This window comes from Hymenobacter sp. 5317J-9 (assembly GCF_022921075.1).
Taxonomy (GTDB): Bacteria; Bacteroidota; Bacteroidia; order Cytophagales; family Hymenobacteraceae; genus Hymenobacter.
This window is the reverse complement of record NZ_CP095050.1, coordinates 2,533,370-2,559,018: the sequence shown is the minus strand read 5'-3', so window position 1 is coordinate 2,559,018 and position 25,649 is coordinate 2,533,370. Positions and strand designations below refer to the sequence as shown.

The 25,649-nt window shown below is 63.0% G+C and carries 23 protein-coding genes; 17 read left to right on the top strand and 6 right to left on the bottom strand.

Going from position 1 to position 25,649, the window contains the following annotated elements; genetic code table 11:
- Window position 1: 1 nt before the first annotated feature.
- Both MUN81_RS10765 and MUN81_RS10760 read right to left on the bottom strand, forming a co-directional pair.
- Complete coding sequence (locus MUN81_RS10765) at window positions 2–853, bottom strand: hypothetical protein (RefSeq protein ID WP_245117296.1); 852 nt, start codon at window positions 851–853, stop codon at window positions 2–4.
- Window positions 854–865: 12 nt separating this feature from the next.
- Window positions 866–2,104, bottom strand: a complete 1,239-nt coding sequence (locus tag MUN81_RS10760; RefSeq protein WP_245117295.1) for an ABC transporter permease — start codon at window positions 2,102–2,104, stop codon at window positions 866–868.
- 187 nt (window positions 2,105–2,291) lie between these two features.
- Here MUN81_RS10760 and MUN81_RS10755 point away from each other — a divergent pair, with 187 nt between their 5' ends.
- The 3 genes from MUN81_RS10755 (at window position 2,292) to MUN81_RS10745 (ending at window position 6,462) form a co-directional block, all read left to right on the top strand.
- On the top strand, window positions 2,292–3,536 hold the full coding sequence (locus MUN81_RS10755) for an asparagine synthetase B (RefSeq protein WP_245117378.1): 1,245 nt from the start codon (window positions 2,292–2,294) through the stop codon (window positions 3,534–3,536).
- Between the two features lie 177 nt (window positions 3,537–3,713).
- Window positions 3,714–4,502 carry a phosphatase PAP2 family protein gene (locus MUN81_RS10750; protein ID WP_245117294.1) on the top strand — a complete coding sequence of 263 codons (789 nt, stop codon included), beginning with the start codon at window positions 3,714–3,716 and terminating at the stop codon, window positions 4,500–4,502.
- A 109-nt stretch (window positions 4,503–4,611) separates the two neighbouring features.
- Entirely contained in the window at window positions 4,612–6,462 is a 1,851-nt protein-coding gene (locus tag MUN81_RS10745; protein ID WP_245117293.1) for a glycoside hydrolase family 2 TIM barrel-domain containing protein, read from the top strand.
- A 13-nt stretch (window positions 6,463–6,475) separates the two neighbouring features.
- Here MUN81_RS10745 and MUN81_RS10740 read toward each other — a convergent pair whose 3' ends face one another.
- A complete protein-coding gene (locus MUN81_RS10740; protein ID WP_245117292.1) occupies window positions 6,476–6,775 on the bottom strand; it encodes a hypothetical protein in 300 nt (99 codons plus the stop codon).
- Between the two features lie 200 nt (window positions 6,776–6,975).
- Between MUN81_RS10740 and MUN81_RS10735 the strand changes: the two genes are divergently transcribed.
- From MUN81_RS10735 to fahA, 3 genes are all read left to right on the top strand, one after another.
- Window positions 6,976–8,079 (top strand): Mrp/NBP35 family ATP-binding protein, encoded by a 1,104-nt coding sequence (locus MUN81_RS10735; protein ID WP_198976947.1) that lies wholly within the window; start codon window positions 6,976–6,978, stop codon window positions 8,077–8,079.
- A gap of 44 nt (window positions 8,080–8,123) precedes the next feature.
- Complete coding sequence (locus tag MUN81_RS10730) at window positions 8,124–8,339, top strand: NifU family protein (RefSeq protein WP_348533175.1); 216 nt, start codon at window positions 8,124–8,126, stop codon at window positions 8,337–8,339.
- A 179-nt stretch (window positions 8,340–8,518) separates the two neighbouring features.
- Window positions 8,519–9,805, top strand: a complete 1,287-nt coding sequence (gene fahA / locus MUN81_RS10725; protein WP_245117290.1) for a fumarylacetoacetase — start codon at window positions 8,519–8,521, stop codon at window positions 9,803–9,805.
- Window positions 9,806–9,895: 90 nt separating this feature from the next.
- Here fahA and MUN81_RS10720 read toward each other — a convergent pair whose 3' ends face one another.
- The 3 genes from MUN81_RS10720 to lpxK form a co-directional block, all read right to left on the bottom strand.
- On the bottom strand, window positions 9,896–10,492 hold the full coding sequence (locus MUN81_RS10720; protein WP_245117289.1) for a tRNA-(ms[2]io[6]A)-hydroxylase: 597 nt from the start codon (window positions 10,490–10,492) through the stop codon (window positions 9,896–9,898).
- A gap of 10 nt (window positions 10,493–10,502) precedes the next feature.
- Window positions 10,503–12,545 (bottom strand): putative porin, encoded by a 2,043-nt coding sequence (locus MUN81_RS10715; RefSeq protein WP_245117288.1) that lies wholly within the window; start codon window positions 12,543–12,545, stop codon window positions 10,503–10,505.
- A gap of 76 nt (window positions 12,546–12,621) precedes the next feature.
- Window positions 12,622–13,692, bottom strand: a complete 1,071-nt coding sequence (lpxK, locus tag MUN81_RS10710; protein ID WP_245117287.1) for a tetraacyldisaccharide 4'-kinase — start codon at window positions 13,690–13,692, stop codon at window positions 12,622–12,624.
- Between the two features lie 54 nt (window positions 13,693–13,746).
- On the opposite strand from lpxK, the gene MUN81_RS10705 reads away from it, so the two are divergent.
- From MUN81_RS10705 to groES, 11 genes are all read left to right on the top strand, one after another.
- Window positions 13,747–14,436 carry a uracil-DNA glycosylase family protein gene (locus tag MUN81_RS10705; protein ID WP_245117286.1) on the top strand — a complete coding sequence of 230 codons (690 nt, stop codon included), beginning with the start codon at window positions 13,747–13,749 and terminating at the stop codon, window positions 14,434–14,436.
- Window positions 14,437–14,496: 60 nt separating this feature from the next.
- The gene (locus MUN81_RS10700; protein ID WP_245117285.1) at window positions 14,497–15,618 is read left to right on the top strand and encodes a Nif3-like dinuclear metal center hexameric protein; all 1,122 of its coding nucleotides are present in this window, start codon (window positions 14,497–14,499) and stop codon (window positions 15,616–15,618) included.
- Window positions 15,608–16,369 carry a C4-type zinc ribbon domain-containing protein gene (locus tag MUN81_RS10695; RefSeq protein WP_190922211.1) on the top strand — a complete coding sequence of 254 codons (762 nt, stop codon included), beginning with the start codon at window positions 15,608–15,610 and terminating at the stop codon, window positions 16,367–16,369. The genes MUN81_RS10700 and MUN81_RS10695 overlap by 11 nt, the downstream gene beginning before the upstream one ends.
- Window positions 16,370–16,461: 92 nt before the next feature.
- Window positions 16,462–18,033, top strand: a complete 1,572-nt coding sequence (locus tag MUN81_RS10690; RefSeq protein ID WP_245117284.1) for a DUF3808 domain-containing protein — start codon at window positions 16,462–16,464, stop codon at window positions 18,031–18,033.
- 74 nt (window positions 18,034–18,107) lie between these two features.
- Window positions 18,108–19,391 carry an aminodeoxychorismate synthase component I gene (pabB, locus tag MUN81_RS10685; protein ID WP_245117283.1) on the top strand — a complete coding sequence of 428 codons (1,284 nt, stop codon included), beginning with the start codon at window positions 18,108–18,110 and terminating at the stop codon, window positions 19,389–19,391.
- A 221-nt stretch (window positions 19,392–19,612) separates the two neighbouring features.
- Window positions 19,613–21,049, top strand: coding sequence for a tRNA (N6-isopentenyl adenosine(37)-C2)-methylthiotransferase MiaB (gene miaB, locus MUN81_RS10680; RefSeq protein WP_245117282.1), 1,437 nt, complete (start codon window positions 19,613–19,615; stop codon window positions 21,047–21,049).
- A 52-nt stretch (window positions 21,050–21,101) separates the two neighbouring features.
- The gene (locus MUN81_RS10675) at window positions 21,102–22,394 is read left to right on the top strand and encodes a sigma-54 dependent transcriptional regulator (RefSeq protein ID WP_245117281.1); all 1,293 of its coding nucleotides are present in this window, start codon (window positions 21,102–21,104) and stop codon (window positions 22,392–22,394) included.
- A gap of 37 nt (window positions 22,395–22,431) precedes the next feature.
- Entirely contained in the window at window positions 22,432–22,911 is a 480-nt protein-coding gene (locus MUN81_RS10670; RefSeq protein WP_245117280.1) for an LptE family protein, read from the top strand.
- Window positions 22,912–23,133: 222 nt separating this feature from the next.
- Window positions 23,134–24,660: a hypothetical protein gene (locus MUN81_RS10665; RefSeq protein ID WP_245117279.1), complete on the top strand. Its 1,527-nt coding sequence runs from the start codon at window positions 23,134–23,136 to the stop codon at window positions 24,658–24,660.
- A gap of 26 nt (window positions 24,661–24,686) precedes the next feature.
- Entirely contained in the window at window positions 24,687–25,097 is a 411-nt protein-coding gene (gene secG / locus MUN81_RS10660; RefSeq protein WP_245117278.1) for a preprotein translocase subunit SecG, read from the top strand.
- Window positions 25,098–25,350: 253 nt separating this feature from the next.
- Entirely contained in the window at window positions 25,351–25,641 is a 291-nt protein-coding gene (gene groES / locus MUN81_RS10655) for a co-chaperone GroES (RefSeq protein ID WP_068195400.1), read from the top strand.
- Window positions 25,642–25,649: the final 8 nt, after the last annotated feature.

Here is a 25,649-nt window from a genome sequence, read left to right as displayed (position 1 = left end):
CTCATTTTGCTTTCGTCGGCTGGGCTTTGGCGGCCACTGGCAGCAGCAGGCCCCGCGGCTGAACCCAGGCATACGGAAAGCGGTAGGTATTGTCGGGCTCTAAGTTTAAGAGGACGTGCGGCAGCATGCGCTCGTAATACAGCCGCAATTCGGTCGGCGTGAGGGCAAAGCTTTCCAAATCGGGCTCAGAGGCCCGGGCTTCTTCGGCGGGTCCGGGGTCGGACTGAAACCGCACGCGCTTCGCCGTCTCATCCCAATGGAAGTTTTCGGCTACGATTTCGAAATCGGTTGAGTCGCCTACATCGCGCAGCTCGGCCATGGTCTCGCCCAAGCGGCGGCTGATGGCCCCGTGCATGCGGCGCGTCAACTGCGCGGGCGGGTCGGCCACCAGGTCGGCCAGGGCCAGCTGGCGGCCCGTGCGCAGGTCGAAGGTGGCATGCAGGGCCTGCTCCCACGAGTAGGCGCCCGTGAATTCCTGCGAATATTCGATGGACAGTACCCCCTGTTGGTTGAGCAAAACCGTGTAGTCGCAGCCCGTGAGGCCTTGCCCGGCCGTGTTCCAGCCAAGTCCGTTTTCGCCGTCGTAGCAACAGGCGCGCTCGGCCTGGCGCAGCTGCTGGCGCACGCTCAGCTTCGGGTTGGTATCGCCGCTCAGCACCAGCGCCACCAGGCGGCGGTTGATGCGTTCAGCCACCGCGGCATCGGCCAGTTGCACCTGCGGCAGCTTAAATCGGTTGGCCGGTCGGCCTTCCGTCACCGTAACCAGGCGCGCTTTTGTGGCGCTCGCCACGGCCTGCGCCCAGCCGGGTGTGGCCACGGCCCAGAGCCACGCGCCAAACAGCCATTTCTTCATCGTGCCCCGGCCCTACTCGTAGCGCAGCGAATCTATCGGGTCGAGCGCAGCGGCTTTGCTGGCGGGGTAATACCCCGAGGCAAGCCCCACCCCCACGCAGATGACAAAGCCTAGGAACATCCAGAACCAGGGCACGAAGAACGAGCCGGCCCCCACCAGCTTGGCCACGCCGTTGCCGCCCAGCACCCCCAGAATGATGCCTAGCGTGCCGCCCAGCAAGCAAATCACAATGGCTTCGATGAGGAACTGCTGGCGAATCTGCACGGCGGTAGCGCCCAGCGCCTTGCGGATGCCGATTTCGCGCGTGCGCTCCGTCACCGACACCAGCATGATGTTCATGAGGGCAATGCTGGCGCCGAGCAGCGTGATAAAGGCCATGACGCTGCCGCCGGCCTTCACCTTGCCCGACACCGACTCGAGCGTGGAAGCCAGCGACTCGCTGCTTTCCACCGTGAAGCTGTCTTCCTGGCCCAGCTTGTCGTGGCGCACGGCGCGCATCTTGCCGGTGGCCTGCCCCATGAGGAAAGACAGCGTGCCCGGCTTATCGGTGGCGGTTTTGATATCATAGGTGAGGGCGCGCTGGCGGGGCATCTGGTTGCCGGTTTCGAGGGGCAGCAGGGCCAGGCGGTCGGCGCCGCCCCCGCCCATGCTGCCGCCGCTTTTTTCGAGCAGGCCCACTATCAGAAAGCGCCGGCCCAGCGCCGACACGTACTGGCCGATGGGGCTTTGCTTGGGAAACAGCTTCTGCTTGATTTCGTCGCCCACAATCAGCACGTTGGCGCCGCTGTTGAGTTCGGTTTGCGAAAAAGTCCGGCCTTCGGTGAGGTTGTAGCCCTGAATTTTCAGGTAGTTTTCATCGCCCGCAATCAACTGCATGTTGGGGTTGGTTTTGATGCCGTTGGCCTTCATTTCAGCAGCCCCGGAGATGAAAGCCGACACGCCCACCTGGGCCTCGTCGCCCATGGCTTTTTTGTAGAGCTTGGCTTGCAAAAAGTCGATGGGCGGGTACTGCTTGCCCTGCACGCCGCCGCGCCGGGAGCGGTTGGTGTAGCCCTTGGCGTGCAGCTCAAAGGAGTTGGCGCCCAGGCTGGCGAAGGTTTCGGACAGCGAGTTTTTCATGGCGTCGATGCTGGTGAGAATGCCCACCAGCGCAAACAGCCCGATGCTGAGAATGAGGGCCGTGAGGACGGTGCGCAGCAGATTGGCGCGGATGGAGCGGAAAGCTTCGCGAACGTTTTCGAAAGGGCTCATGGCAAGTACAACGCGGGGGCCTGGGGATGAAATGAAGCGGAAAGAAACGCTTCGGACCGCGCCCCGCGCAGCCAAAGTTCGGCGGCCGGCGCCTAACTTGAACCACAGGTGCCGCAACCTCGTTGCGGACATGCGTTTCTTTTGCTAAAATCTTATGCTGTTCAAGCGTTTTCTCCTGTTTTGGCTGATGGCGGCGGCCGGCGTGGCGGTCCCCCTGGCCGCGCGCGCCAACCACGTGTTCATCCCCATGGATAACACCCAAAAAGAGGCCCTGAAGGCCTACGGGGTGGCATTCTGGCTGCTGCAGCGCGAAGTGCCCGTCGACTGGCTGCTCAACTACCGCGGCGGCGCGTTTGCCTTCGAAACCAGTTCGGCGGCCGAGAACGAGTTGGCCGTGCGCGGCGTCACGTTTCAGGTCATCAGCGAAGCGCAATATACCAGCATCCTGCAGGAAATAGCCGACCCCAACGCCAACATGGACGTGATGAAGCTGGAGAAGGTGCCCAAAATTGCGGTGTACACGCCCAAGGGCAAGCAGCCCTGGGACGACGCCGTGACTATGGTGCTCACCTACGCCGAAATTCCTTACACCCAGATTTACGACGACGAAGTGCTGAAGGGCGAGCTGCCCAAATACGACTGGCTGCACTTGCACCACGAAGACTTCACGGGCGAGTACGGCAAGTTCTACGCCACCTACCGCAACTACCCCTGGTACCAGCAGCAGGTGCGCGACGCCGAAGCCGCCGCCAAGCGCAATGGGTTTGCCAAAGTGAGCGTGATGAAGGGCGCCGTGGCCACCAAAATGCAGGAATTCATTGCGGGCGGTGGCTTTTTGTTTGCCATGTGCTCGGCCACCGACAGCTACGACATCGCCCTGGCCGGCCTGGGCATCGACATGGTGGAAAGCATGTACGACGGCGACCCGGCCGACCCCAATGCCCAATCCAAGCTCAACTTCAACCGCTGCCTGGCCTTTCAGAACTTCCAGCTCAAAACCAACCCGTTTGAGTACGAGTACTCCAACATCGACATGCAGCCCGGCGAGCGGGGCTTGGGCGAGCAAAACGACTACTTTCAGCTATTCACCTTTTCGGCCAAGTACGACCCCGTGCCCACCATGCTGTGCCAGAACCACGAAAAAACCATTCACGGCTTCATGGGCCAGACCACGGCCTTCCGCAAAAGCCTCGTGAAACCCGACGTGGTGATAATGGGCGACACCAAGCAAACCGGCGAAGCGCGCTACGTGCACGGCTCCCTGGGTAAAGGCACCTGGACATTCTACGGCGGCCACGACCCCGAAGACTACCAGCACCTAGTGGGCGAGGAACCCACCGACCTGGCCCTGCACCCCAATTCCCCCGGCTACCGCCTCATCCTGAACAACATTCTGTTTCCGGCGGCAAAAAAGAAGAAGCAAAAAACCTAAGCCGCGCTCGAATGCAGTCCAAAGCCTCTGCCCCATCAGGCAGAGGCTTTTTTGTGTCCGGCGGGTAGCCGCGTCAGACCGGCTGCTCAGGGGGAAAAGCCTTCCACTCACCGGTTTTTGTTTCGTTTCGGGCGCGGCCGTGTGTAAATTTAAAATCCACATCCAGGTCCTGCTTTTATGTTAATTCGGTTGCGCTTGCTTTTGCTGCTGGCCGGGTGGCCGTGCATCCAGGCCGCCGCCCAGGCTCCCACCCGCCCATTGCCCGACTCGGTAACGGCCCGGCCCGCCGGGCACCTGCGCGCAGCCCTGTTGCGCGTGGCCGTGCCGTCGGTGGCCATCAGCGTGGGCGTGCTGGCCCACAAACCCACCTTCAACCAAACCCTGTGCAAGGCCAAGCAGGACCTGCAGGAAGAAACGCAGGAGGTTTTCGGCGGCTTCGATGCGCACGGCCTTGACGACTACACGCGCCACGTGCCCCTGGCCCTGGCGTATGGCATGATGGCCACCGGCCACAAAGGCGAGCGCACGCCGCTGGGCTTCACCCTCATTTACCTGGTGGCGCACGAGCTGGACCAGGGCGTGGTCAACCAGCTCAAGCGCATCACCGCCGAACCCCGCCCCTACAACGCGCAGGACCTGAGCTCGTTTCCGTCGTCGCACACCTCGCAGGCTTTTCTCACGGCCACCCTGCTGCACGAGCAATACGGCCGCCAATATCCTTGGGTGAGCGTGACCGGCTACGCCGTGGCCACCGCCACGGGCACCATGCGCGTGCTCGGCAACAAGCACTGGGCCACCGACGTGCTGGCCGGTGCTGCCATCGGCTTTCTCTCGGCCGAAACGGTGTGGCACGCCTACCCGGCGCTCACCAAACTGCTGCCACAGCGGCTGGCCCACAAAATGCTGCTAGTGCCCACCTACGCCCCCGGCGGCGGGGCCGGGCTGGCCATGGGCGTGCAGCTGTAGGGCATCTGCTCAGCATGACGGCCTTTTTGCATCATTCTGGCGGCTATGTCCGTTAGCAAGGGAATGTCAGGCTCAGCTTACACATGCTGCGCCGCCTACTCTTGCCCGCATGGAGGACCTGAACCCATCCAACTATTCCCTCTCGGCCAGCCGCCCGGAAGAGGAGCCCGCTGAAGAACTCGCCAACCCCCTGCCCCGCGCCGTGCTGCGCATGAGCAGCCACGTGCTGCTTGATGGCCAATGGAAATTTGCCCACGACGTGGAAGACGTGGGCCTGCGCGACGACTGGGCCCTGGGCCACAACTACGAGCACCTGGCCCAGTGGCCCGGCTCGGTAGAAGCACACCTAGCCGAAGTACGAGGCCAACAGGACGGCGCCGCCTGGCACGACAAGATTGTGGTGTGGTACGAGCGGGAGTTCAACCTGCCCGAAGTGGCCGAGCCGCAAGCCCGCTCCCTCATTCAGCTCACGTTTGGGGCCTGCGGCTACGAAACCCGGGTGTGGCTCAACGGCCAGTTGCTGAAAACCATTGAGGGCGAAGACGTGCACTACGGCGAATACACGTCCTTCAGCTACGAGCTGAGCGAGGAAAACCTGCACCTCGTGAACCGCCTTACCGTGCGCATCGTGGACACGATGGACGCCGAGACGCCCCGCGGCAAGCAGGAATCGCACGTGTACAAGCGCGGCGGCATCTGGTACCAGACGTACACCGGCGCCGTGCGCAGCGTGTGGCTCGAAACCGTGGAGCGCAACCGCCTGCGCTCGCGCGTGGGCGTGGTGAGCGTGGTGGAAGACCAGCTGGTGCGCTTCAACCTGACGCTGCGCATCCACGACGCGGGCGACTACACCATCCGCCTGCAGGTGTTCGACCCGCTCACGACTGACCGCACGGCGCCGCTGGCCGCTTCCGATTTTCCGCTGCATCTAGAATCCGGGCAGTGGCAGCAGCGGATGGTGCTGGAGCTGCCCGGCGCCGAGCTCTGGAGCCCCGAAGCGCCCAACCGCTACCGCCTGGTGGCCCAGCTCATCGACGCAGATGGCTACGCCGCCCAGATTGAAACGCTGTTTGGGCTACGCAAAATCGAGGCGCGCGGCCGCTACGTCTACCTCAACAACCAGCCGACTTACCTCGACGGCATTCTCTACCAGCCCGGCCAGGCCACGTTGGAAGAAATGCAGCGCCACATGCACGCCATGAAGGCCCTGGGCTGCAACCTGGTCCGTGTGCACATCGCCGGCATCGACCCGCGCATCTACAACCTGGCCGATGAGTTGGGCCTGCTGCTGTGGGTGGAAGTGCCCAGCCCCCATAGTTCCACCCCGCGCAGCCGCCAAAACCACCGCGCCGAGCTGCTGCGCCTCGTCACACTGAGCGAGACCCACCCCAGCATCATCATCTGGAGCCTTTACAACGAGGACTGGGGTGCTCAGGACATCGCCACCAACCCCGAAACGCGCGAGTACATCGTCGACACCTACCACTTCATGCAGATTGCCTACCCGCAGTTTCTGGTGGTGGATAACGACGGCTGGCACCACATTTCCTACACCGGCCGCCTCAAGTCCGACCTCCTCACCGCCCACCTCTACACCCCCGACCTGGCCCGCTGGCGAGAACTACTTGACCGCCTGGTGGGCGGCCAGATGGACGGCACGGCGGCTTTCCCGCTGGTGGTGGGCGACCCGTTCTTCTACCGCCGGCAGGTGCCGCTGATTGTGAGCGAATGGGGCGGTTTTGGTTTTTCCGACTACGGCGGCCCGGCCGACGCCGAATCCCGCACCAACAGCATCAAAGCCTTTAAGCAGGAGCTGCGCACCCGCCCCATTGCGGGCGACGTGTACACCCAGGCCACCAACATCGAAGACGAGCGCAACGGCCTCATCGACCCGCACACCGGCGCGCTCAGCGTGCCCGAAGGCTTGCTGGCCTCGCGCCAGCTGGAATTTTTGCAGTAAGCGTATTCAGCCGCTAGTGGCGCCGGGCCCGGGCGGGCGGGGCCGCCAGCGTGGCCGTCACTTTCCAAGTGAGGCGGCGGGCGGTGTCGCTCACGCGCAAATCGGTGACGATGGTGCTGGGCACGGTGCTGCTTACCGATGAGGGCAGTACCACCAGCGAAGCCACTTCCAGGTACTGGCGCTGGGGCGGCACTTTGGCGGCGCCGGGCACCAGCAGCTCGAAAACAACTACCTCCTCGGCCTCGGGCTGCCCGTCGGGAAAAGCCCGGGCATCGGCAAGGAGTGAACGGTTCGCAGAGTCGAGGTTTTGCATATAAACAAGCTAAACATTGTTAAATTTTAATATCACTGCCAGAGGCATGCCTGTAAATATGTGGGAAAAATGTCGAATAATCGCAACCCGAAAAGGCAGATTTTTTGATAGTTAGACCTGCATTTTTGCATCTTCCGAACCGCTCCGACGCTTCCGGGGTTATCTTTGCGGCCCGCCCTTCCGGCGCCTAGCCCACCCTCATGATGATTACCAAAGAAGCCGTTCTCAAAGCCCTGAGCTACGTGGAAGAGCCCGACCTGGGCCAGGACCTCGTGACGCTCAACATGATTGAGAACATTGAGATTGACGGCCTTACCGTCGCCTTCACCGTGGTGCTCACCACGCCCGCCTGCCCCCTCAAGCAGCTCATTCACGACGCCTGCGAGCGCGCCATTCACACCATGGTGGCCAAAGACGCCAACGTGGTGATTACGATGACCTCGCGCGTGACCACCGGCCGCCACAACCGCGGCGACCTGCTGCCCGGCGTGAAAAATATCATTGCCATCGCCTCCGGCAAGGGCGGCGTGGGCAAAAGCACCGTGACGGCCAACCTAGCCGTGGCCCTGGCCGCCACCGGCGCCAAAGTGGGCTTGGTCGACGCGGACATTTCGGGCCCCAGCATGCCGGTCATGTTTGGGGTGGAGAACGAGGCCCCGCACGTGTTTCAGGGCCCCAATGGCAAAAACCTCATCCAGCCCATCATCAAGTACGGCGTGAAGCTGATGAGCATCGGTTTTCTGGCGCCGGCCGAAAGCGCCATTGTGTGGCGCGGGCCGATGGCCTCGTCGGCGCTCAAGCAGTTCATCACCGAAGTGGATTGGGGCGAGCTCGACTACCTGCTGCTCGACCTGCCGCCCGGCACCTCCGACATTCACCTCACGCTGGTGCAAACCGTGCCCGTGACGGGCGCCGTCATCGTGACCACGCCGCAGAAAGTGGCCCTGGCCGATGCCCAAAAAGGCCTGCAGATGTTCCGCCAGCCCCAAATCAACGTGCCGGTGCTGGGCGTGGTGGAAAACATGGCCTGGTTTACGCCGGCCGAGCTGCCCGAGAACAAGTACTTCATTTTTGGGGAAGGCGGCGGCCAGCGCTTGGCCGCGCAGCACGACATCCCGCTGCTGGGCCAGCTGCCGCTGGTGCAAACCATCCGCGAAAACGGCGACCAGGGCCAGCCCGCCGTGCTCGACCCCAAATCGGAAGTGGGCCAGCGCTTTGCTGAGCTGGCCGAAGCCGTGGCCCGGCAAGTCAGTATCCGCAACAACGTGGCGCCCAAAACGGCCGTCGTGCAGATGAACTCCTAATGCCTGTGGAAACCACCACCGCCCCTACCTTCGACCACCCGCTGATGCCCCGCATTGAGGCCGCTCTGGACACCCTGCGCCCCTACCTGGCCACCGACGGCGGCAACGTGCGCGTGGCCAACATCACGCCCGAAGGCGTGCTCCAGCTGGAATGGCAGGGCGCCTGCGGCGCCTGCCCCATGTCGCCCATGACCCGCGCCGGTCTGGAAGACACGGTGAAAAAGGCCGTGCCCGAAATCACTGCGGTGGAAGCGCGGTAGCTGTTTGACTAACTAAGCAGAACGTCATGCTGAGCGCAGCCGAAGCATCTCGCGTGTGGTAGTAACTCAACTGAGTGATTTACTATTGCGGCAGAGATGCTTCGGCTGCGCTCAGCATGACGTTCTGTTTGGTCTAATTCCCTCTTTTCCCAATCCCAACTCACCCGCCCGTCTCTTTCATGGCCACCTCGCCCAACTCGCCCACCCTTCGCTCCTGGATTGACATCGCCCCCGGCTCCGATTTTCCCATTCAAAATCTGCCTTTTGGCGTGTTCGAAACTGAGGAGCGGGGCACGCGCCTGGCCGTGGCCATTGGCCGCTACGTGCTCGATTTGTACGCCGCCAGCCAGTACGGCTTCTTCGAGGACCTCACCGAGCTGGGCGACGCGCAACCCAAAGTATTCCGCCGCCGCTCCCTCAATGCTTTCCTGCGGCTGGGCCGGCCGGCGTGGCGGGCCGTGCGCCAGCGCGTGAGCGAGCTGCTGCGCCACGACGAGCCCCGCCTGCGCGACCACGAGGAAGCCGTGCGCGCCTGCCTGCTGCGCCAGTCCGACGTGCGCATGCTGCGCCCCGTGAAGCCCAACAACTACACCGACTTCTACAGCAGCATCGAGCACGCCACGAACGTGGGCACGATGTTCCGCGACCCGGCCAACGCCCTGCTGCCCAACTGGCGCCACATCCCCATTGGCTACCACGGCCGCACCAGCAGCATCGTGGTGTCTGCCACCGACATACGCCGGCCCAACGGCCAGCGCAAAGCCCCCGACGAAGCCACTCCCACTTTCGGCCCCAGCCGCCAGCTTGATTTTGAGCTCGAAATGGCTTTCGTGGTAGGCACCGGCACCGAACTGGGCAGCACCGTGCCCCTGGCCGAAGCCGAGGAGCACATCTTTGGCCTGTGCCTCTTTAATGACTGGAGCGCCCGCGACCTGCAAAGCTGGGAATACGTGCCGCTTGGGCCCTTCCTGGGCAAGAACTTTGGCAGCAGCGTGGCGCCCTGGGTGGTGACGCTGGATGCGCTGGAGCCCTTCCGCACGCCAGGCCCGGTGCAGGAGCCCACGCCCCTGCCCTACCTGCAGCAAAGCGGCGCGCACAACTTCGACGTGCACCTCGAAGTGGCCCTCACGCCCGCCAGCGGCCCCGAAACCACTATCAGCCGCACCAATTTTGGCCTCATGTACTGGAGCATGGCCCAGCAGCTTACCCACCACGCTTCCAACGGCTGTAACCTCGAAACCGGCGACCTCTACGCCTCCGGCACCATCTCCGGCCCCACGCCCGACTCGCTGGGCTCAATGCTGGAACTGGCCTGGCGCGGCACCCGCCCCGTGCCCCTGGCCGATGGCTCGGAGCGCAAATTCCTGCTCGATGGCGACACGGTGACTATGCGCGGCTTTGCCGAAAAGGACGGCGTGCGCATTGGGTTTGGCGAGGTGCGCGGGACGGTGCTGCCAGCAGTATAGCGCAAGGTTTCGCGAAGTGAAAAGAGGTTTCGCAAGGTTGGCAGCACGTCAACCTTGCGAAACCTCTTTTCACTTCGCGAAACCTTGCGCTTAGTGCATCCGGTCGTCGCGGACGGGCAGGTTGGTGATGATATCGCCTTCGATTTTTAACAGTTCCTGCAGCCGCTCGTCCACCACTTTGGGGTCGCAGTATTCCTTGGCCAAGTCCACGTAGCTCACAAAGTGCGCGGCTTCGGACACCATCAGTTCGTAGTAGAACTTGCTTAGTTCCTGGTCGGCAATATTTTGCCAGAGCAGCTTGAACCGCTCGCAGCTGCGCGCTTCGATGAGGGCCGACACCAGGAGCTGGTCCATGAGCTGGCGTTCGCGGGCGCCGCCTTTGCGCACGTGGGCCAGCAGTTGCATTACATATTCGTCTTTGCGGGGGCGGCCCAGGGCGAAGCCGCGCTTGCGCAGCTCCAGCAGCACGCGCTCGAAGTGACTCCATTCCTCGGCCACCAAGTCGGTCAGTTCGTCCACCAGCCGGGTTTTCTCGGGGTAGTGGATAATCATGCTGATGCCGGTGCTGGCGGCTTTTTGCTCGCACCAGGCGTGGTCGACCAGGATGTCCTCGATGTTTTTCTCGGCAATATCAACCCAGCGCGGGTCGGTGTTCAGCTTCAATTTCAGGATGGTTTTCTCTTTCATTTCCTGGTTTCTAGTTAAAGAAATTCCATTTCACGCCGAACTGGAAGCGGCGCGGGTACCCGGTGTAGTACGGGGTGGTGAAATAGCCGTCGCCCAGCAGGCCCTGGTTCACGTAGGCCATTTTCAGAAACACCGACACCGCCCTGATGTCGGCCGTGAGAAACACGTTGGCCACGGCATAATTGCGAATGGTGAAGGTGTTTTGCTGATAGAACTGCTGCGTGCTGGGGCTGTAGTCGAAGGCCCGGTAGCGGGACTGGTAGTACACTTCGGCCCCAATCTGGCTGAACAGCGCCCGGCGGAAAATGTAACTTTCGTAGTACACCCGCGAGTTGGTTACCAAGGCCGGAATGCGCAGGCCGTTCACGTCGCCGCCGCGGGTGTAGGTGGCCTGGTTGTCGAAACCCACGCGGCCCAGGTGCACCTGGTGCCGGGCCGCCAGCACCTGCAGGTTGCGGGCCGTGGTTTCCTGGGTGGGCATGGCGGTGGTGTCGTAATACACCAGATTGCCGATGTTGACCAGGCTGGCGCTGGCTTCAAAATGCTGCTTGTTGAGCAGGCCAAGGTCGGGCAGCTTAAACCGCAGGCGGCCGGTGAGCTGGGTGGTGTTGGTGTTGCTGAACTCGGTGGCAGAGCCGGGCAGGTGGTGCCACTCGTAGTTGTTGCCCACCAGCTCCTGCTGCGTGAGCGTAGGGGCGTACGACGTGCTCAAGGCTTCGGCCGACAGCGGCCCGGTGCGCACCGAGGCCCGGGCCCAGTATTCGGGCCCGTTCTGGTTGGGTCCGAAGGACACGGGGTGCAGCTCGCCCGCCGCCTCCACGGCGTAGATAGTGCGGTAGTTGAACGCCGCCGTGCCCCCAAAAAACACCTCGTTGAATGTGCGGCGCGGCGCAGCCTGCTCCAGGCGCAGCCCGGTGTTGATTGCCCCGCCGAAGGCCTGATTGTTGACCAGCGCCTGCGACACCAGGCTGGCGGTGCGGTAGCGGCCGTAGAGGCGGTACTCCACCGCTTTGGTGCGGCCCAGCACCCCGGCCGTGTTTTCTACCTGCGCAAACTCCACGCGGTCGAGAATGGCCGCGGTGTTGCGCAGCACCCGCGGGTAGTACAGCACGCGGGGGTAAAAGTTCTCGGCGGAGTTGAGCCGCTGAAGGGCCAAATCGGAATAGCTGTTGTACTGCCGCTTCGCGTCGAAGGTGTGGTACACGGTGAGGCCGCGGCCCAGCAGCCGGTAGGTGTGGGTGAAGTAGAATTCGTCGCGGTCCTCGTTGTTGGCCGCCTGGGTGAGGTACACGCGCTGCTGGTCGTACTTGAACAGGTCGGAGGGCGTTTCTTCGCTGCCCGGGCCGGGAATGCTGTCGTTGATGCCCCCGTCTTCCCGCCGCACGCGGGTTTGCACCGGCCAGATGCCGCCCGGCTCGGCGGCGCGGTGGCGGGCGTTGCTGAAGTTGAACAGCAGGTGGTACCGCTCGTCCTCGGTTTGGTAGCGGCCAAAAAACAGCAGGTTGGAATGCTCCACCAAACCAGCTCGCGGGCTGGTGGTGGCGAGAATCTTGTTGGAGGCTATGCGTTCGTAATCAATGCCCACGCTGAAGTTTTTCTTCAGGCTGCGGCTGTAGCTGAACTCAAACACCTGCTCGCCGGCGCCCGACTGGATGTAGCGAAAAAACGAATACGGCGAGCGGGAGTCGTAATACGGCACCTTGCTGGCGTCGCGGGCGTATTTGTCGAACACGTTGCGGCCCAGCCGGGCGCCCAGCTGCACGTTGGGCTGATAAAGCAGCGGCCGCGTGGCCGTACCCACGGCGCCCAGGTCTTGCTGAAAGGTGGTGTCGTGGGTCCAAAACCGGTCTTGCGGAAAGTGCGTGAGCGTGGTATCGAGCAGCGTGCCAGAGGTGGAATCGCGCAGCACTTCAGCCTCATAGATGACACGGGTGGTTTTGGGGCCATACACCACCTTGGTCGAATCGTCGAGCACTTGGGCGCGGGCGGCGGGCGCCGCCAGCCACGCCAGCAGCACCAGCAGTGCGCCCACAGGCCGGGGCCACTTCTTCAAAAATCCTCGTTGCGGGGCCTTCAAACAGGTATTAAATGCGCCGGAGCCCGGCAGGGTTAAAATCAATTCAGGAGGGCTAAGCACTTCGGCTGGGCAACAACGTCCGCAACTCATCGGCGCCAGTGCCCAAAAACGCCACCTGCACCGGAATGGTATAGGTGTGAGCAGCCAGCGGCGGCCGGCCGGCCCACAATTCGGGGCGCTGCAGGCGCGTCGCGTCCTTTTCGGTGGTAAAAATAGGCCAGCCCGGCTGCCAATGCGCTTGCAATGCATCGAGGTCGGCTGGCTGGAAAGCGTGATGGTCCGGCAGATTGGCATGATGCGCAATGGTATAGCCTTGTCCTTCAAGCCACTCCCGCAACGGCTGCGGCTGCGCGATGCCCGTGAGCAGCAGCGCCGGCCCGGCGGCGGGGGCAGACGGTGCGCCCTTCCCGGCAGCGCCCGCCTCAGCCAAGGGTTGGGGCGGGCCATATGCGTAAATTGAAAACAGCACGGGCACGTCCGGGCGGCCATACCGACCAATGCGCCGTGCGATTTCCTCCTGAGCCGCCTCATTCAGGTCTGCCGGGCACTTCGTGACGATGACCACATCGGCGCGCCGGGCTCCGCTGCGGCTTTCGCGCAGGCGGCCCGCCGGCAGCACGTAGTCCTCATAAAAGGGCCGGGCGTGCTCGGTGAGCAGCACGTTTAGGGCCGGGCGCACGGCGCGGTGCTGGTAGGCATCGTCGAGCACGATGACCGTGGTTTCGGGGTGCGCTTCCAGCAACAGCTCCACTCCCAGGCGGCGCTTTTCGGCTACCGCCACGGGCACTGCCTGCGCCGCAAACTGCCCGTAGTACTGCCAGGGCTCGTCGCCAACGGTAAGGGCAGAATCGGCGGCCCCGGCCAGGCGCGGGCCGGTGGTTTGGCGGCCGTAGCCCCGGCTGAGAATGGCCGGGCGGTGGCCCTGGCGCAGCAGCTCCTCTACCAGCCAGATGACGTGGGGCGTTTTGCCCGTGCCGCCCACCCGCAGGTTGCCCACGCCCAGCAGCGGCACCGCAAAAGCCGATGATTTCTTCCAGCCGACGTCGTACAGCCAGTTGCGCACGGCCATGACGCCGGCATAAAGCCAGGAAAACGGCAGCAACAACACCAGCAAACGGGCCATATGCCCTCAAAAGTACGGCGGGTTTGGCCGGCACCCGGCGCGTACTTTTGGGCCATGACCACGCTGGCCGACCGTTTGCTGCACTTTCTTACCACGTTTCCGCTGCCCCAGGCCCTGCCCGCGGGCGTCGAAGCCCAGAGTCCGTTTCGGGAAGCGCCGGTGCAAGAGCTGCTCAGCCGGTTTGCCCAGAAATTTTACGCCGACAACCAGCCCCGCGTAGCCCTGCTTGGCATCAATCCCGGCCGGCTGGGCATGGGCCGCACCGGCGTGGCCTTCACCGACCCAGCGGCCCTCGCCGGGCACTGCGGCATTGCCAACGACCTGCCGCGCGGCCGTCCCGAAACCTCCACCCAATTTGTCTATAAAGTCATTTCGGCCATGGGCGGGCCGGCAGAGTTCTACCAGCATTTCTACGTGAGCTCGCTCTACCCGCTTGTGCTGCTGAAAAACGGGCTCAACTATAATTACTACGACTCTCCTGCCCTCGTGAAAGCCCTGTGGCCGGACATCCGGCTTTCCCTGCGCCAGCAAGTAGAGGACCTGGGCCTGCGCCGCGACGTGGCCGTGAGCCTGGGCAAGCGCAACGGCGACTTTTTTAAGCGCCTGAACGCGGAGCTGGCCCTGTTCAAAGAAGTCATCGTGCTCGACCACCCGCGCTACCTCATGCAGTACCGCAGCCGCGACGAAGCCGCCAACGTGGCGAAGTACGTGGTCACGCTGGGCAATTTGATTAACGAAGAATAAGGGCACGCCTCAACTGCTCTCGCCCAGCTCCTCGTCATTCCCCCTCTCTTTTTTCAAATAATGCCCACCGTTCAAGACCTCGCCCGCCTGCTCGAAGCCGCCGCGCCCCTCGCCTACCAGGAAAGCTACGACAACGCCGGCCTGCAATGCGGCAACCCGCAGGCCGCAATCACCGGCGTGCTCATCACCCTCGACTGCACGCCCGCCGTGGTGGCCGAGGCCGTGCGGCGGGGCTGCAACGTGGTGGTGGCCCACCATCCGGTCATTTTCCGGCCCCTCAAGCGCCTCACCGGGGCCAATGAGGTGGAGCAAACCATCATTGCCGCGCTCAAAAACGACGTGGCCATCTACGCCGCCCACACCAACCTCGACAACGTGCGCGGCGGCGTCAACGACAAGCTGGCCGAAAAGCTGGGCCTACTAAAAACCCGCGTTTTGGCCCCGCAGAGCGGCATCCTGGCCCGTCTCATCACCTACGTACCCAACCGGCCCGAAGACCAGCAGGCCGACGTGGCCGGCCGCGTGCTGGCCGCGCTGTACGCCGCCGGCGCGGGCCAGGTCGGCAATTATGCAGCCTGCAGCTTCCAGACGGAGGGCACCGGCACGTTCACGCCCGGTGAAGGCACCCGGCCGGCCATCGGAGCTGAAAACCAGCCCGAAACCGTGGCAGAACGCCGGCTGGAAGTGCTGCTGCCGCTGCACCGGCAGGCGGCGGTGCTGCGCGCTTTGCGGGCCGCGCACCCCTACGAGGAGGTGGCCTACGAGCTCATTAAGCTGGAAAACGTGCACCAGGACGTGGGTGCCGGCCTGGTGGGCGAGCTGGCCGAACCGCTGGCCCCGGCCGCATTCCGGCAGCTGCTGAAGCGGCAGCTGCTGGTGCCGGTGGTGCGCCACACGGCGTTTGAGCAGCCCATCAAAACTGTGGCCATTTGCGGCGGGGCGGGCGCGTTTCTCATCGGCGCGGCGCGGGCGGCGGGGGCCGATGCCTACGTGACCGGCGACGTGAAATACCACGAGTTTTTCGGGGCAGAGGGCCGGCTCATGCTCTGCGACGTGGGCCATTTCGAGAGCGAACAGTTCACCGGCGAGGTGTTTCGGGATTTGCTAACGGCCGGATTTGGACGTACTTTTGCGGTCTTAATCGCTGAAACCCCTACGAACCCCGTTCAATATGACTGCTAAAAGTGCCGCCGTGGCTCCCGCCGACGTTCCCGTAGCCGCCAAGCTCGAAGCCCTGCTCACCCTGCAGCACCTCGACTCGCAGCTCGACGAAATCCGGCGCGTGCGGGGCGATTTGCCCGAAGAAGTGCGGGATTTGGAAGACGAAATTGCGGGCTACGAAGTGCGCGTGAAGAAATTCGACGAAGAAATTCAGGGTCTGAACGACTTCATCAAGAGCCGCAAACAAGCCAGCAAAGACGCCGAAAGCCTCATTAAGAAGTACGACGAGCAGCAGCAGAACGTGCGCAACAACCGCGAGTTCGAAGCCATTGCCAAGGAAATTGAGCTGCAGCGCCTGGAAATCCAGATTGCCGACAAGAAAATCAAAGAGGCGCAGTACCAGATTGACGTGAAAAATGCCGAAATCAGCGGCACCAAGTCGAAGCTGGACGAGCGCCGCAAGGACCTCGACAACAAGAAATCGGAGCTCGACACCATCGTGGGCGAGAACGAAGAGGAAGAGCGCACCATCATGGCCCAGCGCGAAGAGGCCACCAAGCCGGTAGAAGACCGCCTGCTGACGGCCTACACCCGCATCCGCGGCAACGTGCGCAACGGCCTGGCCGTGGTGCTGGTGCGCCGCGACGCCTGCGGTGGCTGCTTCAACACGGTGCCGCCCCAGCGCCAGGCCGACATCATCTCGCACAAGAAAATCATTGTGTGCGAGCACTGCGGCCGCATCTTGGCCGACGTGGAAGCCCGCGCTGTCTAAGCTCCGGCTTAAGCATCTCATCAATCTGATTCGCTGATTGAAATCGTAAAAAGGAACGGCCGCGTGTCGTTCCTTTTTTTGTTAACCATCCCATGGCATCGTTGGCCGGCTTTTTCCTACGCATTGCGCCACCCGGGTGCCGGGCACTTGTGCGGCCGCTGGGCTGGGCGGCCGGGTGGCTGCTGCTGTCTGGTTTCGTAGCGCCACGCCAGCCCGGCCAGCTGCCCGAGCAGCCCAGCGCCGCCGTGACAGCTACCGGAGAACTCACGCCGGCCAGCCGCCGGGCCTATACCGAAGTGCTGAAACTGCGCCTGGGGCCCGCGCGCGAAATGCTGCGCCCCGAGCTGGCGAGTGCGCCCAGGTCGCCCTCGCCCCTGCTGGTGGCCAACTGCATCGACTTTGCCGAGCTTATTCTAAGCCAAGACCCCAGCCGCTTCGATGCATCGGAAAAGGCGCAGGAAGCCCGTTTGGAGGTGCTCGATAAACAGCCAGCCAGCGCCCTGCGCGACTACGCCCGCGCCGAAATCACGCTGCATCTGGGGCTGAGCCAGCTGCTGTTCAAGCACGTGGTGATGGGCGGCTACCACCTGCGCAGCGGCTACCGCCAGATGCAGGACGTGGCGAAGCGCTACCCGACCTTTCTGCCGGCGCGCAAGACGCTGGGCATTTCGCAGTTTGCCGTGGGCTCGCTGCCCGAGGGCTACCATTGGCTGCTGAGCTTGCTGGGCCTGACGGCCGACTCGAACGAAGGCCTTCGTAACCTGGCCCTGGCCGCCACCCAGCCCAACGATTTCCAAACGGAAAGTCAGATATACCTGAGCCTTATCCGGGAAGGCTACTTTAAAAAGCCCGACGAAGCCTTGCGGCTGGCCGAGCGCCTGCACGCCCAGCAGCCCGACAACCTGCTGTTTTCTTACCTACTCATCAGCATCAACAAGCGCCAGCACCACGGCGAAGCAGCCCTGGCGGCCTACCGGGCCCGGCCCACCGGCCCTGGCTACCAACCCATACCCTACCTGCGCCACATGGCCGCCGACCTGCTGCTGTACCAAGGCGACTATAACGCCTCAGAACGCGAAAACCTGGCGTTTTTGCGGGAATACCGGGGCGTGCACTACCGCAAGGATGCCGCGTTTAAGCTCTATCTGGCGGCGTGGCTGGGCGGGGCGCCGCCGGCTGCGGTGGCCCGCTACCGCGCCCAAATCAACGAGCCCGGACCCACCGACGTGGAGGAAGACAACTACGCCCAGCACTACTATCACGAAGCGCAGGCGCTGAACCCCATCCTGACCAAGGCCCGCCTGCAAACCGACGGCGGATACAACCAGCAGGCCTTGGCCACGCTGCGCACCTTTCGCGCGACGCCGAACACCATCTGGCGCGACCGCATCGAGGAGCCCTACCGCCGAGCCCGCGCCTTTCAGGGCTTGGGGCGGCTCGATTCGGCCTGGTACTACTTCGAGCGCACCCAAACGGTGGCTGGCCCAAAGGCGCCGTATTATTTTGCGCCCCAGGCCGCGCTGCAGCAGGGTTACATGGCTAAGGATGCGGGTAAAAAGGCCCAGGCGCGCTTTTATTTCGAGAAAGCCCTACGCTACCCCTGGCACGAGTACAAAAACAGCACCGACGCCAAAGCCACACTGGCCCTGCGCGAACTGCAATAAGCGCAGCCACTTGGCCGGCCCAGCGGTTATAATGCCCCGCCGTTGCTGGCGTGCTCATCATTTGAACGAATCCCGTGTCTGTTTCTGCGGTTCCCCTTCTGCGTCTCTCCATCGCCGACCTGCCAACCGATTTTCGGCAGCGGGCGTTGCATTGGGCCGCGCAGTTTCCGCACTGCGCCTATTTTGAACCCAACGACGCCTCTTATCCAGAAGGGCCGTTTGAGCGCATTCTGGCCGTAGCCAGCCCCGCGGCACGCTCATCAGATTCCCTGGCGGCGCTGGAAGCCGATGATTCGTCGGCCTTTCGGTGCGGATTTGTTACCTACGACGTCAAAAACGACATTGAGGCCCTGACTAGCGGCAACGCCGACGGCATGGGCTGGCCGCAACTGCATTTCTTCACACCCGAAACCTGGCTGTGCTGGCAAGCCGATGCGGTGGAAGTGCACGGCAACGCCGAGGGGGTGCTTGACCAGATTCTGGCCCAGTCTTTACCGTCCACTTCGGCGCCGCAGGTGCCCGTGATGCGGGCCCGCCTGCCCAAAGCCAACTACCTGCAGGCCGTGACGGCCATCCGGACGGACATTCTCAACGGCGAGGTATACGAGTTGAACCTGTGCCAGGAATTCTACGCCGAGAACGTGCGCCTGAATCCCGTGGATGCGTTTTGGCGGCTGATGGAAGTTTCGCCCGCGCCGTTTGCGGGTTTTGTGCGCTGGCACGACCGGTTTTTGCTTTGTGCTTCGCCCGAGCGGTTTGTGGCCCGGCGAGGCGCACGCCTGCTGTCGCAGCCCATCAAAGGCACCATCCGCCGCGGCGCCACTCCGGCCGAAGACGAGCAGCAGCGCAACGCTTTATTGAACGACGAAAAGGAGCGCGCCGAAAACCTGATGATAGTGGATTTGGTGCGCAACGACCTCGCCCGCGTGGCTCAGACCGGCACCGTGCACGTGCCCGAGCTCTTCGGCCTCTACCCCTTCCGCCACCTCTGGCAAATGATTTCGACCGTAGAAGCCACCGCGCGGCCCGGCACCACGCTGGTTGACGTGTTGCGCGCCGCCTTCCCGATGGGTTCGATGACGGGCGCCCCGAAAATCCGGGCCATGCAACTCATTGAGCACTATGAAAATGTGCGCCGTGGACTCTACAGCGGCAGCATGGGCTACGTGTGGCCCAACGGCGACTTCGATTTCAACGTCGTCATCCGCTCGCTGCAATACCGGCAGGACAGCGGCTACCTCAGCTTCGAGGTCGGCTCGGCCATCACCTACGACTCGGACCCGGAACGGGAATACGATGAGTGCCTGTTGAAGGCAAAAGCCCTGCTGGAAGTGCTGGGCGCAGCTATTGGAGAGTAAGGTGCAGGCAGAAAAATGCCTGTCAACGCCGTCATGCCGAGCGCAACGGAGGAACGACCGGTGCCGAAGCAGTCATCATTGTTGAACGAAGCTAGCGAGATGCCTCGGCTGCGCTCGGCGTGACCGTTTTATTGTTCCAATCAACCCAATCAATCCCTGCCATTCTGTCATTTTACGCAGCAAAGGCGTATCTTTGTGCCCCGCCGAAACGCGCTATAATTATGCCCCAGCCCCTCTTAACTCTTGATTTTTTAGATACTGCGGCCCCTGCCGCCGAGGCTACGCCCAGCGGCGAGGTGCGCATCACGGCCGCCACGCGCACGGGCCGGCAGCGCAAGCTTTACATCGAAAGCTACGGCTGCCAGATGAACTTTTCGGACTCCGAAATCGTGTCGAGCATCCTCTTCGACGAAGGCTTTGACACCACCGACGACCTCGCCAACGCCGACCTGGTGCTGCTCAACACCTGCTCCATCCGCGAGAAGGCCGAGCAGACCGTGCGCATGCGCCTCAAGCAGATTAACTCGCACAAGAAGCGCAAGCCCGGCATGCTCGTGGGTGTGCTTGGCTGCATGGCCGAGCGCCTGAAAAGCAAGTTTCTGGAAGAAGAGAAAATCGTGGACCTCGTGGTGGGTCCCGACGCCTACCGCGACCTGCCCGGCCTCATCAGCCAGGTAGACGGCGGCCAGAAAGGCGTGAACGTGCTGCTGAGCCGCGAGGAAACCTACGCCGACATCACGCCCGTGCGCTTGAACTCGAACGGCATCACGGCCTTCATCAGCATCATGCGCGGCTGCGACAACATGTGCTCGTTCTGCGTGGTGCCCTTCACCCGCGGCCGCGAGCGCAGCCGCGACGCCCACAGCATTGTGCAGGAAGCCCAGGCCCTGGTGGCCGCCGGCTACAAGGAAGTGACGCTGCTGGGCCAGAACGTGGATTCCTACAAGTGGGCCAGCGCCGACGGCACTGAGTTCGTCAATTTCGCCCAGTTGCTGGAGCGCGTGGCCCTTATTAGCCCCGAGCTGCGCGTGCGCTTCTCCACCTCGCACCCCAAGGACATCACCGACGAGGTGCTGCACACCATGGCGAAGCACGACAACATCTGCAAGTACATCCACTTGCCCGCCCAAAGCGGCAACACCCGCGTGCTCGCCCTGATGAACCGCACCTACGACCGGCCCTGGTACGAGGAGCGGGTGCAGGCCATCCGCCGCATTCTGGGCGAGGACTGCGCCATCTCGACCGATATGATTTCGGGCTTCTGCTCCGAAACCGAGGAAGAGCACCAAGACACGCTTAGCCTCATCGACTTCGCGCAGTACGACATGGGCTACAACTTCTTCTACTCGGAGCGCCCCGGCACGCTGGCCGCCCGCAAGCTCGAAGACGACATTCCGTTGGACGTGAAGAAGCGCCGCCTGCAGGAAGTCATCGACCGCCAGCAAATCCACGCCCGTGCCCGCTACGCCCGCATGGTGGGCCGGGTGCACCAGGTGCTGGTGGAAGGTCCGTCCAAACGCTCAGCCGAGCACCTAAGCGGCCGCAACAGCCAGAATCAGGTTGTCATTTTCCCAAAGCAAAACTTCAAGAAAGGCGACTACGTGAACGTACTGGCGACTAGCACGACTGGCGCCGCACTCCTGGGCGAGGCGGTGTAGCTTCCTGCCGCGAGTGCAATAGTATTCCCGCCTTTCCTAAACGCTATTCGTCTTGACCACCCAAGAAATCCAATCCATCAAGCTCCGGTTCGGCATCATCGGCAACGCGCCGGCGCTGAACTACGCCATTCAGGTGGCCGCCCAAGTGGCGCCCACCGACATGACGGTGCTCATCACCGGCGAAAGCGGGTCGGGCAAGGAGTCTTTTTCCAAAATTATTCACGCCTTGTCGCCGCGCAAGCACGGGCAGTTCATTGCCATCAACTGCGGCGCCATTCCGGAAGGCACCATCGACTCGGAGCTGTTTGGCCACGAGAAAGGCTCCTTCACCGGCGCCAATGAGGCGCGCAAAGGCTACTTCGAGGTCACCAACGGCGGCACCATTTTCCTAGACGAAATCGGTGAGATGCCGCTCGGCACCCAGGCCCGCCTGCTGCGCGTGCTCGAGAACGGCGAGTTCATCCGCGTCGGTTCTAGCAAGGTGCAGAAGACCGATGTGCGCGTGGTGGCCGCCACCAACGTGAATTTGCTGGACCGCGTGCAGGCCGGCACCTTCCGCGAAGACTTGTACTACCGCCTCAATACGGTGCCCATCACGGTTCCACCGCTGCGTGAGCGGGGCGAGGATATCTACCTGCTTTTCCGCAAGTTTGCTTCCGATTCGGCCGAGCGTTACCGCACGCGGCCCATCACCCTCCTGCCCGATGCCGTGCAGGCGCTGACGCGCTTCCGCTTCCCCGGCAACATCCGCCAGCTCAAAAATATCGCCGAGCAGATTTCGGTGCTGGAAACCGAGCGCGAGCTCGATGCCCGCCGCCTGGCTCCCTACCTGCCGCAGGACCAAACCAGCCGCCTGCCCATGCTGCTGGGCCCCGGCGCATCCGAAGGCGCGGCGGCCGGCTACTCGGAGCGCGACCTGCTCTACAAAATCCTGTTCGACATGCGCCGCGACATGACGGACCTCAAAAAGATGGTGCTGGAGCTGGCCACCGGCCAGCGCCCCCACGAGGCCCAGGAACTGCTGCGCCAGAACAGTCACCTCTTTAGCAATACCAGTGGCGCCAGCGCGTTTGAGGGCGGTGCCGGGGCCGAATACCTCCTGCCGCCTGCGCCCAACGCCTACAACGCCGAGCCCAGCACCGGCTACGACGACGAGGCCCCCGTGGAGGACATCCCGCACGAAACCGAGGAGGAAACCCTTTCCCTCGACGTGAAGGAACGCGAGATGATTCTCAAGGCGTTGAAAAAGCACAACAACAAGCGCAAGTATGCCGCCCACGACCTGGGCATCTCGGAACGCACGCTCTACCGCAAACTGAAGCAATATGACCTGGAGCAAGTATAAGGCAACAAGCATTAAGCTATTTATCCTTAGCGCTTTATTGAGCCTTAGCGGCTGCGGCATCTACTCGTTCAATGGTACCAACATTGACCCGGCGGTGCGCACCATCTCCATCTCCACCATTCAGAACAACGCCCCGATGGGCCCGGCGTTCCTCACGCAGCGCTTCACCGAGGATTTGAAAGACTACTTCCAGCGCAACACCAACCTCAAGCTGGTGCCGCGCGACGGCGACCTGCAATTCGACGGCAACATCGTGGCCTACGATTTTGCGCCGGCGGCCATTCAGCAGGTGGGCGGCGTGAGCCAGGCCGGCTCCAACCGCCTCACCATTCAGGTCAAGATTCGCTTCACCAACTCCAAAGACGACAAGCAGAGCTTTGAGCAGGTGTTTCAGAACTTCGACGACTTCTCGGCCGACCGCAACATCGCCACCATCAACAACGACCCCACCGCCGTGCGCCGCACGACGGACAAAATCATCACCGATATTTTCAATAAATCGGTGGCCAACTGGTAGGCAGCTGCCAGGCACTCTTTGGTAAGCCTCAGCGATTGAGGCAATTGCCGAATACGAGGCATTTCGCCCCTGTTTTGGTGTGGCGAAAGGACGTGGGCATTTGCGTAAATTGACGTAATGTTGCGGCCCCATTCTTCCGCCGAAAAAGCGAATTTATTAAGAATCCGTCTGTTCGCTTCTGCTCAATAACGCCCGTTTAGCCCCGTGACCCGCGCCACGCTTTTGCAAGTTCTTGCCCGCCCCACGGCCCTTGGCCAGGCGGAAGTGCGCGAGCTGGAGCAACTGGCCCAGGCGTTTCCGTACTGCCAGACGGCCCACTTGCTACTTGCCAAAGCCGCGCACGACCAAGGCACCATGCTGGCTGGCCAGCGCCTGCGCCGCGCCGCCACCTATGCCGCCGACCGGGCCCTGCTGCGCCGCCTGATTGAGGAAGTGGAGCCGGCCCCCGTGCCCGAAGCAGTGCCGGAAATAGCGGCGCCCGCCGAAGAGACGGTGACCAGCAGCGCACCGCTGCCCACCGCCGAGCCAGTCACCGCCGAGCCGCCCGTTGCCCAAGTGCCGGCCGAGCCCGTCGTAGTTCCCGCCACGCCGCCACTGCCCGCTGCCGAAATAACTGTTGTTGAGCCGCCAGCTACCCCCATTCCAACGGCCACCCCAGTTGCTGAAGAAGCATCCACTGCCGAAGCTAAGCCCACGGATGCTGCCATCACGGTCCCGGAAACTGCGCCGGCGGTGAGCGAACCGGAACCGGTGCTGGAGCCGGTACCTGAGACAGTTCCTGAACAAATTGCCGACATTCCGGCAGGCGAGGAACCCGCACCGACGCCGGTGGAGGCACTGGCCGAGCCTGAACCGGATGCTGAGCCAGAGGCCAGCCCCACGCCTTCTGCGGCTGTTGAGGCCGACCTGACGCCGGTACTGGTTGACCAGGAAGGCGTAGATATTCCGGCTGCCTCGCCAACGCCGGAGATGGAAACCCCCATCGAGCTAGCCGAAGAGCCCGACCTGCCCGCGCAGGCTCCCGCCATTCGGCCCCCGGTCGAAGTAGGCGAGGCCCGCTTTGAATTCGGGCTGGCCGAGCCACCCCCGCCCCCGCCGGCCTATGAGCTGCCGGGCCTGGTAGACGAATGGGCCGCCGCTGCCGTCACCCTGAGCCTCGGTGGCCCGGCTGTCCCCGCTGACTTCCTGTCGGTGGGCAGTAGGTCTACCCCAGAGGCCCCGGAACTCACCCCTGCCGCCTTCACCGGCGACGAGGCCGTTGGCTACGGCTACGGCGAAAGCAGTCGCCTGGGCTTTTCCCTGCAGCTGCTCAACCTGCTGACCGATAAGGCTGAAGCCAACGAAAACACATCGCCCGCCGGGGCCGACGGCCAGCCCCCGGCAACGCCGCTACCGCCCGTCGGGGCCTTCTTCGAACCCGACCCGCTGCTACTCGACTATTGGGCAACGCACCGTCCGCCGACCCCGGCGCTGCCCTCGTCGCTCGACCTTATCAACAACTTCCTGAAGCGCCAGCCGCGCCTTACACGGCCGGCCATGCTGCCGCCCTCGCCCACCACGCAGGCCGACCTGAGCGTGCGCAGCACCCGCGCCGAGCCCGACCTGGTGTCCGAAAGCCTCGCCCGCATCTTTGTGCGCCAGGGCAAAACTGCCCGAGCCATTGAGATTTATGAGAAGCTGATGGTGAAACAGCCGGAAAAAATGGCGTACTTTGCGGCCCAAATCCAATCTTTGCAACCTTCGGCGTAAATCGCCTCTTTGTTTTATTTCTCTACATGTACATCGCACTCATCGTTCTCATTCTCCTCGTTTGCTTCCTGCTGGCCCTGGTGGTATTGGCCCAAAACCCCAAAGGCGGCGGAATTTCAAGCCAGTTTAGCGCTGGCGGCGCCGCCAGCATGATGGGCGTGAAGCGCACCGGCGACCTGCTGGAGAAACTGACCTGGGGCTTTGCCATTGGCCTGGTGGTGCTGTCGCTCGGCTCGCACATGCTCACGTCGACCGGTGCCGGTCCCGCCCGTAGCGTGAACCAACAGCGTGCCCTCGAAACCAAGCTGCCCGCGCCTTCGGCTCCTGCCCCTGCCGCCCCGGCTCCCGCTGGTGCTCCGGCCGGTACCACCACGGCCCCCGCAACGGCTCCGGTTCAGCCTGCTGCGCCGGCTTCCGCTCCGGCCACCACCAACTAATTCCGCGCGCTTTTCGCGCCTCCGATGCAAAAGCCGGTGCTTCCCTTGGGAGGCGCCGGCTTTGTCATTTGTAGCCGGATTGGGCTGGCGCAGGCTTGTCAAGTTTGCCTCGTGCAATGTCTGTTTGCCCGGGGCACTGCCACGCGGGTTCCCAAAAACTGCCCATTTTGTCAGGTTTCCGGGGCTGGCACGGGAAATGACGAGGGGGCGTAGACTCTGATTTTCCACCTTACATAACCCAAACACACACAGAATGGCACTTAGCATGAAACCGCTGGCCGACCGCGTCATTGTTCGCGCCGCCGCCGCCGAGGAAAAAACCAAATCTGGCATCATCATCCCCGATACGGCCAAGGAGAAGCCCCAGCGCGGTGAAGTGGTGGCCGTAGGCGAAGGCAAAACCGCTGACAGCGGCTCGCTCATCAAGCCCCAGGTGAAGGTGGGCGACCAGGTGCTGTACGGCAAGTACGCCGGCACCGAAATCACCGTCGACGGCGAAGACCTGCTCATCATGCGCGAGTCGGACATTTTCGCCGTGCTCTAAGCCGTCAG

Excerpts from the sequence above, each read along its gene's own strand:
- MUN81_RS10720 (WP_245117289.1), bottom strand. The coding sequence starts at position 10,492 with ATGAAAGAGAAAACCATCCTGAAATTGAAGCTGAACACCGACCCGCGC.
- MUN81_RS10740 (WP_245117292.1), bottom strand. The coding sequence starts at position 6,775 with ATGCAAAACCTCGACTCTGCGAACCGTTCACTCCTTGCCGATGCCCGG.
- MUN81_RS10690 (WP_245117284.1), top strand. The coding sequence starts at position 16,462 with ATGGCATCGTTGGCCGGCTTTTTCCTACGCATTGCGCCACCCGGGTGC.
- MUN81_RS10760 (WP_245117295.1), bottom strand. The coding sequence starts at position 2,104 with ATGAGCCCTTTCGAAAACGTTCGCGAAGCTTTCCGCTCCATCCGCGCC.
- groES (WP_068195400.1), top strand. The coding sequence starts at position 25,351 with ATGGCACTTAGCATGAAACCGCTGGCCGACCGCGTCATTGTTCGCGCC.
- secG (WP_245117278.1), top strand. The coding sequence starts at position 24,687 with ATGTACATCGCACTCATCGTTCTCATTCTCCTCGTTTGCTTCCTGCTG.
- MUN81_RS10695 (WP_190922211.1), top strand. The coding sequence starts at position 15,608 with ATGACTGCTAAAAGTGCCGCCGTGGCTCCCGCCGACGTTCCCGTAGCC.
- MUN81_RS10735 (WP_198976947.1), top strand. The coding sequence starts at position 6,976 with ATGATGATTACCAAAGAAGCCGTTCTCAAAGCCCTGAGCTACGTGGAA.
- MUN81_RS10750 (WP_245117294.1), top strand. The coding sequence starts at position 3,714 with ATGTTAATTCGGTTGCGCTTGCTTTTGCTGCTGGCCGGGTGGCCGTGC.
- lpxK (WP_245117287.1), bottom strand. The coding sequence starts at position 13,692 with ATGGCCCGTTTGCTGGTGTTGTTGCTGCCGTTTTCCTGGCTTTATGCC.
- MUN81_RS10765 (WP_245117296.1), bottom strand. The coding sequence starts at position 853 with ATGAAGAAATGGCTGTTTGGCGCGTGGCTCTGGGCCGTGGCCACACCC.
- miaB (WP_245117282.1), top strand. The coding sequence starts at position 19,613 with ATGCCCCAGCCCCTCTTAACTCTTGATTTTTTAGATACTGCGGCCCCT.
- MUN81_RS10730 (WP_348533175.1), top strand. The coding sequence starts at position 8,124 with ATGCCCCGCATTGAGGCCGCTCTGGACACCCTGCGCCCCTACCTGGCC.
- MUN81_RS10700 (WP_245117285.1), top strand. The coding sequence starts at position 14,497 with ATGCCCACCGTTCAAGACCTCGCCCGCCTGCTCGAAGCCGCCGCGCCC.
- MUN81_RS10745 (WP_245117293.1), top strand. The coding sequence starts at position 4,612 with ATGGAGGACCTGAACCCATCCAACTATTCCCTCTCGGCCAGCCGCCCG.
- MUN81_RS10755 (WP_245117378.1), top strand. The coding sequence starts at position 2,292 with ATGGCGGCGGCCGGCGTGGCGGTCCCCCTGGCCGCGCGCGCCAACCAC.
- fahA (WP_245117290.1), top strand. The coding sequence starts at position 8,519 with ATGGCCACCTCGCCCAACTCGCCCACCCTTCGCTCCTGGATTGACATC.
- MUN81_RS10705 (WP_245117286.1), top strand. The coding sequence starts at position 13,747 with ATGACCACGCTGGCCGACCGTTTGCTGCACTTTCTTACCACGTTTCCG.